The sequence below is a fragment of the uncultured Virgibacillus sp. genome (genome assembly GCF_947495635.1).
Classification (GTDB): Bacteria; Bacillota; Bacilli; order Bacillales; family Amphibacillaceae; genus Virgibacillus; species Virgibacillus salarius.
In genome coordinates, this window is sequence record NZ_CANMAB010000009.1 from 34,163 (window position 1) to 46,940 (window position 12,778).

10 protein-coding genes are annotated in these 12,778 nt (G+C 37.9%); 5 read left to right on the forward strand and 5 right to left on the reverse strand.

Annotated elements, in window-relative coordinates; translation table 11 throughout:
• The first annotated feature begins 10 nt into the window (after nt 1–10).
• Nucleotides 11–265 (forward strand): spore coat protein, encoded by a 255-nt coding sequence (locus Q1A47_RS03675; RefSeq protein WP_026682122.1) that lies wholly within the window; start codon nt 11–13, stop codon nt 263–265.
• 122 nt (nt 266–387) lie between these two features.
• On the forward strand, nt 388–1,242 hold the full coding sequence (locus tag Q1A47_RS03680) for a DUF72 domain-containing protein (protein ID WP_026682123.1): 855 nt from the start codon (nt 388–390) through the stop codon (nt 1,240–1,242).
• Between the two features lie 131 nt (nt 1,243–1,373).
• Here Q1A47_RS03680 and Q1A47_RS03685 read toward each other — a convergent pair whose 3' ends face one another.
• Nucleotides 1,374–2,186 carry a C40 family peptidase gene (locus Q1A47_RS03685; RefSeq protein WP_166529857.1) on the reverse strand — a complete coding sequence of 271 codons (813 nt, stop codon included), beginning with the start codon at nt 2,184–2,186 and terminating at the stop codon, nt 1,374–1,376.
• A gap of 1,500 nt (nt 2,187–3,686) precedes the next feature.
• On the opposite strand from Q1A47_RS03685, the gene thrS reads away from it, so the two are divergent.
• The 3 genes from thrS (at nt 3,687) to Q1A47_RS03700 (ending at nt 8,462) form a co-directional block, all read left to right on the forward strand.
• Nucleotides 3,687–5,603: a threonine--tRNA ligase gene (gene thrS / locus Q1A47_RS03690; protein WP_166529856.1), complete on the forward strand. Its 1,917-nt coding sequence runs from the start codon at nt 3,687–3,689 to the stop codon at nt 5,601–5,603.
• 253 nt (nt 5,604–5,856) lie between these two features.
• On the forward strand, nt 5,857–7,188 hold the full coding sequence (locus Q1A47_RS03695) for an NAD(P)/FAD-dependent oxidoreductase (RefSeq protein WP_166529855.1): 1,332 nt from the start codon (nt 5,857–5,859) through the stop codon (nt 7,186–7,188).
• A gap of 260 nt (nt 7,189–7,448) precedes the next feature.
• Nucleotides 7,449–8,462, forward strand: coding sequence for a serine hydrolase (locus Q1A47_RS03700; protein WP_166529854.1), 1,014 nt, complete (start codon nt 7,449–7,451; stop codon nt 8,460–8,462).
• A gap of 169 nt (nt 8,463–8,631) precedes the next feature.
• Here Q1A47_RS03700 and Q1A47_RS03705 read toward each other — a convergent pair whose 3' ends face one another.
• The 4 genes from Q1A47_RS03705 to Q1A47_RS03720 all read right to left on the reverse strand — a co-directional run bounded on the left by Q1A47_RS03705 (nt 8,632) and on the right by Q1A47_RS03720 (nt 12,753).
• Nucleotides 8,632–10,239, reverse strand: coding sequence for a polyamine aminopropyltransferase (locus Q1A47_RS03705; protein WP_166529853.1), 1,608 nt, complete (start codon nt 10,237–10,239; stop codon nt 8,632–8,634).
• A 690-nt stretch (nt 10,240–10,929) separates the two neighbouring features.
• Nucleotides 10,930–11,325, reverse strand: a complete 396-nt coding sequence (locus Q1A47_RS03710) for a DUF350 domain-containing protein (protein ID WP_026682130.1) — start codon at nt 11,323–11,325, stop codon at nt 10,930–10,932.
• 50 nt (nt 11,326–11,375) lie between these two features.
• A complete protein-coding gene (locus Q1A47_RS03715) occupies nt 11,376–11,981 on the reverse strand; it encodes a DUF4247 domain-containing protein (RefSeq protein WP_051388372.1) in 606 nt (201 codons plus the stop codon).
• A gap of 103 nt (nt 11,982–12,084) precedes the next feature.
• Nucleotides 12,085–12,753, reverse strand: a complete 669-nt coding sequence (locus Q1A47_RS03720; RefSeq protein ID WP_026682132.1) for a PspA/IM30 family protein — start codon at nt 12,751–12,753, stop codon at nt 12,085–12,087.
• Nucleotides 12,754–12,778: the final 25 nt, after the last annotated feature.

Below are 12,778 nucleotides of genomic sequence, written 5' to 3' on the forward strand. Positions count from 1 at the left end.
GAGGAAAAAGATGTTACAGGATAAGGATATTGTGAATGACTATTTAAACGGATTAAATGCGAGCCTGAAAAGTTATGCAGGCTACATTAGTGAGGCTAATAATGCACAGCTTAGACAAACGCTAATAAATTTAAGAAACGGGGATGAATCTCGCCAACGAAAAGTATATAGTTACTCGATACAAAATGGTTTCTATAAACCAGCACAAGCAGCATCCCAACAAGAAATTCAACAGGTACAATCGGAATTGAGTGCTGGGCAATAAGCATGAAAGAGTATCAATAGTCCATCGACTATCCGGTACTCTTTCGTATACATAGATGTAAAGTTATATAGATTCAACTTAAAAACCATCCTGTGCTATGATGGAAGCAGGAGGGTAAATGGATGATTTACATAGGATTAACAGGGTGGGGGGACCACTATTCTCTGTATCCGCCACAGATAAAGCCGAAAGATAAATTACCTGAATATAGTAGCCATTTTTTAGTAGTAGAGGTTGATGCCTCTTTTTATGCAGTACAGCCTGTTCGTAATGCTCAAAAATGGGTGAGGGAAACACCAGATAATTTTCGTTTTGTTGTAAAAGCTTATCAAGGTATGACCGGGCATCAGCGCGGTGAAGAAAATCCCTTTGAATCGAAAACAGAAATGTTTCAAGCATTTATAGATTCCTTAAAGCCGTATCAGGATGCCAATAAATTAGCAATGGTTCTATTTCAGTTCCCGCCATGGTTTGAGTGTAATAAGGACAATGTGAATTATTTGCGTTTTTGTAAGAAAATGCTGGGAGAGATTCCAGTCGCACTTGAATTTAGAAACCAATCATGGTTTAGTGACCAGTATCGTAACAGTACCTTATCCTTTATGAAAGAGGAAGGATGGATTCATTCTATAGTGGATGAGCCGCAAGCAGGTGATAGCTCAATACCAACCGTCCCTGAAGTAACGCATGAAGACCTGACACTCATACGAATGCATGGTAGGAACGTTCACGGCTGGAATAAACCAAGCAGTGCGGAAACGAATTGGCGGGATGTTCGTTATCTTTATAAATACAATAAAGCAGAACTTTCAGAATGGAAAAACAGAATTTCTGAACTACACAGGCATAGTAAGGACATCATGGTTCTATTTAATAATAATTCGGGTGGCGATGCAGCCGGTAATGCAAAGGAGCTTCAAGAAATGCTGGGAATACGCTATGACGGACTCTCACCAAAGCAATTAGGTCTATTTTAATGGTCAGTGTGATACGATGTATTCTGAAAAGATTGCGTAAACGAAAGGACATAGCCTATTAATCTAAACAAACAGGCTATGTCCTTTACTGTTCATATTCATATAAAAAGATTGTGTTGGACTAGTCTACACTAGTTAATAAAAGATTTGGCACCAATATAATGATTTTGCCAGTAGTCGATGCTAATATCTGCTACACGCACACCGTCATTTCCTGCGTGAATCATTTGATTGTTACCAATGTAAACCCCACTGTGCGATGCTCCTTCAGTATCATAAGTTCCCTCAAAGAATACTACATCTCCAACGTTAGGAGCGCCTACATGGACACCGTCATTCTCCCACATCTCACTATGGGTTCGAGAAACATCCATACCGACTTGCTTAAATACATAATTAATAAAACCACTGCTGTCCATGCCTTTCGTAGTAGTTCCACCCCACACATAAGGCGTGCCTATGACACTTTCTGCAGTAGCAACAATATCAGATTGAATGTTTGTTGAATTAGAATTTCCAGCTTCTGTAATAGTTAAATCACCAGATGGATTGCTTGCAGGTAATGCTAAAGCTTCAGATGTATTCGGCCCTACTAGTCCGTCAACTTGTAGTTTTTTGTCTGCTTGAAAATCTCTTACTGCTTTTTCAGTAATAGGACCAAATATACCGTCAACTGTATATGTATAGTAGCCCTTGTCATGAAGCGTTGCTTGTAAATCCTCTACTGCTTGGCCTGTATCTCCAAGCTGAATAAGTGAGAATTCATCTACGGTGGTTTTCCGGACATTAGGAATATTGCTCTCATTAATGGTAATATCCCCTTCTGAAGAGCCTACACCTGCATTGGCAAATACACTTCCACTAAAAATAGGAGTAAAAGCTAAGGAAGTTACTAATGCTGCAGAAATTGCATATTTTCTTGTTGTATGATTGGACTGTGCCACTGTTTTTCCTCCTCTATATAGGTTTATCTCGTTCAATAGTAAAACTGGCGAAACAGGGTCTGATATATTTCGACAATTTAACTATCCTAAATGTAACAAACGAAAATATCAGTGAGTTAACATAGAATTTAAGGGGAAATAACAAATTATGATAATAAATTACATTTATGTCAGTAACATTACGCTAATTCTCCTCCATTTAGTCAATGCTACACCGATAATAAATAGAGTAATAGAGATACTACAAGCCGCGAGTGTCCATTGAAAAACGGCTCTGTTGTCCTTGTACAAAAATAGCAATAACAGTCCAAAGAAATACAAATGGATATATGATATCTTCCTTCCCGATGAAAATGGTAATGGCTACGATGCTGACTGCAATTAACGTAATTTCTGTTCATCCCAATTCTCCTAAACTAAAAAAGGAAGTGAAATCATTTCTGGTGAGGTAAGTAAATACATTAACTTATACTAGCTAAAGAAACCCATCCCGAATAGATAGAAAAGGGAGTGCGATCAAAGAGACTGCTGGCAGAATTAGTATTAACACGATAATAAATCGAAATAATAGATAAAAGTAATAGGAAAATGATAACAGTTTAGAGTAAAATTTTTTCCTGAGTAAATGCTAAAATCCAAGCCCCATTTAGAATAAAGTTTATGAAAAAGGGATTAAAAAACTATGTGATTACCACTTGTTTTTTCCTTGGATTTGGTGTAGCATATATGAAAATTAAACGTTATGAAAAGGCAATGAAGAGGACATGAGTTACTTTAGACGGTTTCCAGAGAAGGAAGAAATGCTGAAAACTTCCTAACCTATAATGTAAGTTACCACCTCTGAGGCTGTATTGGGGAAATAAAGTATCCAGTACCGTGAAGCTACGTTACAGCGCCATAAGCCAATGAACGCCTATTGTTTATTGGGAAGTTGGGTGGAACCACGAATTAACACATTCGTCCCTATGTTAGGGATGGATGTGTTTTTTGTAGTCTCTAGGAAAATATAAAAAATTGGCCCATGTGGATAAATAGGGGCGTGTTGGGAAGCGCCCAGAAACGATTGGACTTCACGAATCGCTTTACGATAAGTTATCATCGGTTCGCAAGCTCACCGTGATTCCTTTATCTCCGTTGACTCGCTCCAGTCCCTACGTTTCTAATCGGGCGCTTGCGCTTTCGCTCTAAGCAAGTTAATTGTATGCGATCGAATGGCGATGAAGAGGACATGAATTATTTTTTGCCGTTACCAGAGAGGGAAGGAAAGCTGCGATCTTCCTAACGAAGGAAAATGATTTACCACCTTGGAAGCCGTATTGGGGAAATAAAGTATCCAGTACCGTAAAGCTACGTTACAGCACCATAAGCCAATGAACGTAAATGGTTCATTGGGAAAATGGGTGGAACCACGGGTAAGACACTCGTCCCTGTACTAGGGATGGGTGTTTTTTATTGTAGCCAAAATGAAAAGATAATGAATATTATTAAGGAGGATCTAAAATGAAAAATTCAATTCATATTCAATTTCCGGATGGAAAAGCAAAAAAATATCCGAAGGGGATTAGACTTACAGATGTAGCATCATCCATTAGTCAAAGCTTATCCAAACATGCAATTATAGGAAAGGTTGATGGTAGATTAGTCGATTTAAGCTACCGATTAGAAGCGGATGCATCTGTTGCTATATTAACAATGGATTCAGCTGAGGGTATTAAAGTTATGCGACATTCGACTGCCCATGTATTAGCCCAAGCGGTAAAAAGGTTGTTCGGAGGCGTGAAGCTAGGAATTGGTCCAGTCATTGACAATGGCTTTTATTATGATTTTCAACTTGACCATAGCTTGAGCTTGGATGATTTTCAGCTTATCGAAAAAGAAATGAAGAACATTATTCAGGAAAAGCTAGAAGTGAATCGAAAGGTAGTATCCTATGAAGAGGCTGTCCAGGTATTTAAGGAGAAAAAAGAGCCATTTAAACTAGATTTACTAAACAATCTACCGAAGGATGAAGAAATAGCACTGTATCAGCAGGGAGAATTTATTGATTTATGCCTTGGTCCCCATGTGCCGCATACTGGCTTTATTAGAGCATTTAAGCTATCGCATATCTCAGGAGCCTATTGGCGAGGTGATAGTGAAAACGAGGTTTTACAACGTATCTATGGCTTTGCCTTTAAGAAGCAGGCAGATTTAGCCAATCATCTTCATTTCTTAGCAGAAGCCAAAAAGCGAGATCATCGGAAATTAGGAAAGCAATTAGAGCTTTTTATGTTTTCCGAAGAAGCACCAGGAATGCCGTTTTACTTACCAAATGGTCAAATTATTCGTAACGAATTAGAGAATTTTTCTCGAGAAGTACAAAATAAAGCAAACTATCTAGAAGTACGTACACCATTAATGATGAATCAACGTCTGTGGGAACAATCAGGACATTGGGATCATTACCATGAGAATATGTATTTTACAGAAGTTGATGATACGGATTTTGCACTGAAGCCAATGAACTGCCCTGGACATATGTTGATGTTTAAAAATAATCTTTACTCGTACCGAGACTTACCAGTTCGAATGGCGGAGTTTGGTCAGGTTCATCGCCATGAATTTAGTGGTGCTTTAAATGGAATGCTACGTGTACGTACATTTTGTCAGGATGATGCCCATATCTTTGTAAGGGAAGATCAAATAGAAGAAGAGATTAAGCAAGTGTTTCATCTGATTGATCATGTTTATCGTACATTTGGTTTTTCTTATTCGGTGGAACTCTCCACACGTCCAGCCAATTCTTTAGGGGATGACCAGCTATGGGCAGTTTCAGAAGGGGCATTATCAAATGTGCTTCATGATCTAAATATTGATTATCAGCTCAATGCTGGAGACGGGGCTTTCTATGGTCCGAAAATCGATTTTCATATTAAAGATGCCTTAAATCGAAGTCATCAGTGCGCAACAATTCAGCTCGACTTTCAAATGCCAGATAAATTTGATCTATCTTATATAAGTGAAAACAATGAAAAGGTTCGACCTGTAGTCATTCACCGAGCAATCTTCGGTTCTCTTGACCGATTCTTTGGTATTCTTATTGAACACTTTGCTGGTGCATTTCCAATTTGGCTAGCACCAATACAGACACAAATCATTCCTGTATCAAAGGTCCATGCTGATTATTGCTTTCATGTTCAAGCGAAACTTAAGGAGCTAGGGATAAGAGTAAAAATAGACGATCGAAATGAGAAGCTGGGATATAAAATTAGAGAGGCGCAGTTGAAGAAGATTCCTTATATGCTAGTTCTTGGAGATAAGGAAATAGAAAATAAAACAGTAAATGTTCGTGCTTATGGTAAGCAGCAATCCGAAAGTATGGATGTAGATAAATTTATCGAAAAAATGATTCATCAAATAAAACAAAGAGCGCTATAGTAGATAGGATAAAATTTGACGTAATAAAAAGAATGACCTCAATCTGTTTTGGGGTCATTTCTAGATTTCTCGGGGAATGCTCTAAAATTTCTACTACTTCGTTAGTGGAAAATTCATGATATCACTCCTCTTATATATATGTAATTCGTTACATAAATAGTTAGAAAATAAAGCTTATTGATTATTTTAAAAAGGAGAGGGTTACCTTATACTGAGAATAATCAAAAGGATATAACGGAATGGGGAATGATACATGTTAAAGAGCGCAATTGTTATAGGTGGAAGTGTTGCTGGAAAACTATCTGCAAAGGCCTTATCAAGATATTGTCAGAAAGTAATCATCTTAGAGGCAGGGCCAAATTGGGAGGAAAAAACACCAAGAAAGCGAGTACCGCAAACCTATCATCCGCATGTTCTACTAAAAGGTGGAGAAGAGGCCATCGAAGAATTGTTCCCGTGTTTTCTTGATAACTTAATTGCGGATGGGGGAATTATCAATAACTTTACTCGAGATTTAAAATGGCATCATTTTGGGTTTTGGAAACAGCGATTTACTGGGGAACTAGTGATGGTACAACAGAGTAGGCCATTGTTGGAATGGCATTTACTGCAGCGGATTAATCAGGTGGAAAATATAGAGGTCAAATATGAAACACGTGTTGAACAACTATTGGCCAATGAACGCTATAGCAAAGTTACAGGGGTTAAAGTAAAGTATCTGCAAACACAAGAGGAAGAATCCATTGCTGCTGACTTAGTAGTTGATGCTAGTGGATTTGGCTCTAGGAATATGGAGTGGTTAAAGCCGTTTCGTATACATGTGAAAGAGGAGAAGGTCGCGATTAAGCTTTTTTATGCTACCCAATATTTTCGTTTGCAGCAGGAGGAAGAAATGGATTGGTGTAATCTATTGATCTCACCTAGCTTTCCTGAAAATCCCTATGGAGCTTTTATTCAATCTGTAGAAGGTGGACGATTTTCTATAACCTTTAGTGGTTATGCTAATGAACAGCCTCCAAAAACGGAAAAAGCATTTCATGCGTATGCCAAAAAAATACCAGTACCTGATGTTGCGCAATTTCTCGAAAAAACGCAGCCGATTTCCGAGATCAACATACATAAGATACCCTATCAAGTATGGCGAAGATTTGATTTAGCCAATGTACCAGCTGGTCTCTTGATTGTAGGTGATGCCCATTGTCGTTTTGACCCAGTTTTTGGACAAGGAATATCCGTTGCTGCCATGGAGGCATTAGCACTCCAATCATGTTTAGCTGATCAGGAAAATATGGATCATAAATTTAATAAGGCATTTCATAGAAGAATAGCTAAGCTCATATCTACTCCGTGGGATATGGCAACCACGGAAGTGTTGAGACATCCTGATATTAAGGGGGAGAGGTCTATTATTTTACCATTTAAGCAGTGGTACACGAGAAAGATTTATGATTTATCCGCTATAGATCCTGATATTTATCTTCGATTAGTAAAGGTCATGAATTTGCTACAGCCTCCAACGCATCTTTTTCATCCAACAGTAGGAAATGCCATTTTGAAAAACAAGATAGCGCATAAGAATAAATAAAAAAACTAGCAATGCTATGCAACCCTAAAAAGTTTATCCCGCATTTAACTGGCAGTAAGCCTTCAATTTATTTTCGATTTTTTCCAATAATTTTATTGCGGTTGATATAAATCGATGATATCCTTTTCAAAGGAGGAGATCGTTATGAGATATATGATCATGAGAACGCTATAATCCATTTGCTTTTTTTCGGAGGTACATAATTATTTCCGAAAATATCAGTTATCTCAAGAAAAAAAGCAACTATGGAGGCGTAGACTATGAAACAATTAATAACCAATAAACTGACGGAAGTGCAAGAGAAGATTAATTATTCAGGGACAGTGCTTGTGAAAAACGAAAGGCAAGTCTTAGCAAAAATACAAGCAGGCTACAGAAATCGGGCAGAGCAACTGCCAAATGAAATGGATACTAAATTTGGTATTGCTTCTGGGTGTAAATTGTTTACAGCGATTGCTATTTGTCAGTTAGTGCAAGCTGGAAAGCTATCTTTTCATGATCATCTAAAGGATTGCATCGGGATGGAGCTACCACTTTGGGACGATACCATTACGATACATCAGTTACTTACACATACTGCTGGGGTACCAGACTATTTTGATGAAGAAGTGATGGATGATTTTGAAGAATTATGGAAAGAGCAGCCCATGTATCATCTAAGACAATTACATGATTTTCTTCCTCTTTTTCATAATCAACCGATGAAATTGAAGCCGGGGGAGCGGTTCCACTATAATAACACGGGCTATATATTGCTTGGTTTGGTAATTGAACATATAAGTGGACAGGAGTTTACTGCCTATATAAACGACCATATTTTTCAAAGAGCGAACATGCATGATTCGGGATATTTTTCATTCGACCAGTTGCCTGGACAGACAGCTTTAGGGTATATAGATGAAGCAAATGGAAGCTGGCGAACGAATCACTATTCTTTACCTGTTCGTGGCGGGGCAGATGGAGGAGCTTTTATAACCGTAGAGGATATGGCAAAGCTTTGGAGTTCCCTGCTCAACCATCAATTATTGAATCGAGATCTTACGAAGCTGTTATTTACTCCTCATGTACATGAGGAAGGAAATACGTATTATGGGTACGGGGTCTGGCTTGACAAACAGGATGACTCTATCTTCAAGTACCATGTAATGGGCTATGATCCAGGAGTTAATTTTAACGCTTGTTATTATCCGAAAAATGATATTATATTTGTTGCATGCTCTAATACTTCGACAGGATCATTTCATGTGATGAAGGAATTAGAAAATAATTTATAAAAAATTGGCAGTTCCGTCTGGGGCTGCCAATTTTTTATAGTATACATATTTCACTTCCCACTTGTTAAGCAGCGATAACATAACTGCCCCTTGTAGTGAGGGTATAAGGGTGTCTTTAGAAATGCATAATGACGTGGTTTCTGACATAGCTGTATTTAGTCATATACACTTAGTAACTTCTCCACGCTTTCTCATATTTTTCAATGAGACTAGGGCGAATAAGTGTGTTTACGTCAAGTGCTACTTCATTCCCTTTATCGTCCGTTATTTCCTGATCTATATCCTTCCCGAATGTTGTAAGACCTTGTAACACCTCATTCGTAAGGAATTTGGTATCTACAGAGATGTCAGCATTATCTAGCTGGACCTCTTCCCGTTTTGCCAACACAAACCCCCAATCTCCAAAGCTTGGGATATCGACATGGAGGTTATCTGTATACAGATTAGCAGCCTGAACAGTCTTATCTATTGACCAATATACCTCTGTTGCAAAGGTCGGACTTGTTGCTTGAATCATAATGGAACCACTAGGCCTTAGATGATTCCTGAGCAGCTGATAAAACTCAAGCGTATATAGCTTGTTTAAAGACTCATTATTAGGATCTGGCAAATCTACAAGAATGACATCATATAAGGTTTGGTCCTTTTTTAAAAACTGAAAGGCATCCGTATTGATAATTTCAACCCGGTCATCTTGAAAAGCATCTTTATTCAAGCTAGTCAATTCATGATTTGTTTTTCCTATTTCCGTTACTCTTGGGTCTAGATCAACCAATGTCATCGATTCTACTTCATCGTATTTTTGTAATTCCCGCAGTGCCAGTCCATCTCCACCGCCAAGAACGAGTACCTTGTTCTTGGATGATGATGTAGCCATAGGCGTGTGTACTAATACTTCGTGGTAGCGATATTCATCTTCGGAACTGAATTGTAGCTGTCCATCAAGAAATAATCGTAAATCCCCTTGTTCTTTTGTTAAAATGACTTGCTGATAGTCGGTTTGTTCATTGTATATGATTGGATCTTTGTATAGTTTTTGTTCAAACATAAATGCGGTTTTTTCACCAAATAAAACTCCTAGCACCAGAACAAATAAAATTATTATTCCAGCTATCAAATGACGCTTAAAGGTAATTATTTCTTTTTTAAAATAGATTAATATCCAAAGTGCTATTACAACATTTATAATTGCTACAATAAATGCGGTTTTAACTAATCCGAATTGTGGGCGAAACAGATAGACAAATAATAATCCACCAATTAAACCACCAGCATAATCGGAGAAAAGTACTCTTGCTGTACTCTTTTGTACAGTTACTCCAATTTCATTTGCCTTGCGAATTAAAATAGGTAGCTCGACACCTGTTAACCCCCCAACTACTAAGGTAATGAAATAAAGGAAAAATGCATCCATTCCAGAGCTTAAAAATGCAGTAACACCGAATAATACAAAGGTAGAGAACCCTGCAAGCATTCCAATGGAATATTCAATCCAAACAAAGGATAGGATTAAATTTTTTGTTACTTTTTCACTTACGGAAGCACCAATTCCCATACCGGTTAGGAAAAGGGAGATCGTAAGCGTATATTGTTTCACGCCATCTCCTAGCAGATAAGATCCAGCTGCACCGAATAATACTTCAAAGATAATCCCGCAAATGGATACAATACCAGAAGCCCAGTAGATGGCCTTGCTTTTTTTCATATTTAAATCAGTCACAAGTAGGTCCCCTTGTATAAAAGATCTTTTTGTTGTTGTGTAAAGTTTACCCTGCATACAACTGGCAGTAATACCCCGACTTCACGCAACAGTGAAACTATTATAGGAAAGAGGGGGGTAACAACTGCCAGTAAATGTCCGATTGGTTCAAGGGCCTTTAGGTCATACCCTTGTGGTACTAGCCATCCTTGGGGGTTAAACAAAACCCCCAAGGAATGAGGCTTCACTATCTTGCTAGTTTAACTTCAAATATGAGACAAAGTCCAAACAATAGACCCACAAGTCTATTATGCTATCATGCGTATTTACGTGTTCCTTTTATTCTCCCAAACTCGGTTCTGTTTAGAACGTGAATAGCACATATTCATGTTTATAAATGGAGATGAGAGATAACTAAACCGAGCGTATATCTTAATAATGGGATGATTTCCACGGGTACGGCCTAAGCAAACTCGGCTAAGCAAAATTCGCTTAGCCGAGTGGAGCTTTAAACTCATGCTGTTACCGCAGGATATGGAAGGCTCCAGCAGCGATACATCGCACGCAGATAAAGCGTTCTTCTATTTTCAAGGAGTCACCCATATTTTACCTGCATAATGAACGGACTATTGTTTCCATTCTTTTGGTAGCGATCATCACCATTTGAACGATAAAACGCTGAACTACTATCTGGATATAACGTCGTATACTCGGATTATAGCTTCGGTTTCCTTTATTTTCACACATGATTATTTCATGTATAAAACGTTATGTTATGGAAGCACCGATCACGAATCCTAGTCCGATAGAGACACACATGCTAATGATGCCAACAGAAATGTTTCCTTTTAATAGCTGCTCTTCCACAGAGAATTTACGTGTGAATAATTCAAATAATAAGTATGCAAGCATCTGCAGTACAATCCCAACCGCACCCCAGATAATCGTATCTACGATACTAGCACTATGATAAATGGAGAATGCTAAAATAATACAAATACCAACAATTTTTCCTCCGATAGATAATGAGACTGCATGATTACCTTTAAGTACTTCATCCCAATCCTTATATTTCCTTGTCATTGCTTCAAAAATAGCTAATCCGATTAAAACAATCGCGATAGCAATGAGGAAGTATACAACTGTTAAAATAAATGGCTCCATGTTATTCATCCTTTCTCTTGTTACTAATCAACTTTCTTACGTTTTTCAAACTACTTTCCAGCCCCTGGACCGCCTCCGCGAACAGAAGATGATCTAACCGATTTAGAGGAGTCACCTGAATTCTTGTAGAAACCTCCTGAGGAAATGTAGCCTCCGTAACAGTCATTTGTATTCTTACATTTATTTTTCCTTTTCTTAGCCCAATCGTCAACATCTAGTACTTCGTCCAACACCCAAAGTGCAAATAACCCGTTAAAAAAGTTTGGATTATAATTATCACGTACGAATTGTTGAGAGGCTATTTCAACGGTAGAGTTATCTGGATCATTCTCATCCTCTGTAATAATAATAAATAAATCATCATAGACGAGTGCTTGCTTTTGATCGGTCTTCTCACTTACCTTGTTGGGCTCTTGATACTCCTGTAACTCAGTAACTACCTCATCAATGCTTTTATTCTCTGCTATGTAAATCTCAGAAACATCAGAGGAACTTTCTTGACTAGTAACAACATCCTGAAATGTATAATTTGTATCGATAAATTCAGCAATCCCATCTTTAAAAAATGATCCGGTCGTTGTTCCAGCTTGACTATTACCACATGCAGATAGCAGGAGCATAACAGATACCAAGATAAAGAAAAGTGATCGTTTCATAAGTTTCACCTTCTTTTTTGGAAATCTATCTATTAGAGACACTCAGGAGGATATTCCTTCTGAGTGTCTAGAATATACTTGTTAAACGCTGTACGTGTTTGTATTATTCTTTACCTAATTTTTTTTTGAGAGCAGCAAGCTCATCATCGACATCGCTTTTCTCTAACGCTTCAAATTCATCATCTAAGCTACGGTTTGAACTGCGTAAATCTTCACTGGTTTCAGCCTCTGCTTCAAATTTTAATACTTTCTCTTCCATACGTTCGAAGCCTTGTTTTGATTCATCGCTACCAATCCCAGATAGGGTACGATTCATTTTAGTTCTAGTTTTTGCCGATTCAGCTCTTGCTTTTAATGAATCTTTTTTGAGCTTCATTTCTTGGTACTCTGCTTTCATTTCATCAAGCTTATTGCGTAATGAAGCGGAGTCTTGTTTAGCGCGTTCATACGATTCTTTTAATGACTCAGCAGTTTGTTGATGCATCTTTTTGTCTTCTAGTGCGCGTTTAGCTAGATCGTCGTTACCTGCTTCGATTGCCTTAATCGCCTGTTCGTCTCGTTTTGTTACCATTTTTTGAGCATCTTCGTATTTCTTCTGCATCATTTTTTCATTGGCGATTTGTTTGGCAACAGCAGATTCTGCTTCACGAATATCCTCTTCCATGTCACGCATGAATTGATCAAGCATTTTCACTGGATCTTCTGCCTTATCTAAAACAGAATTTAATTCGGACTCAACAACGGTTTTCATTCGCTTAAAAAATTTAAACATGTTCATTCCTCCAAAATAGTATTTT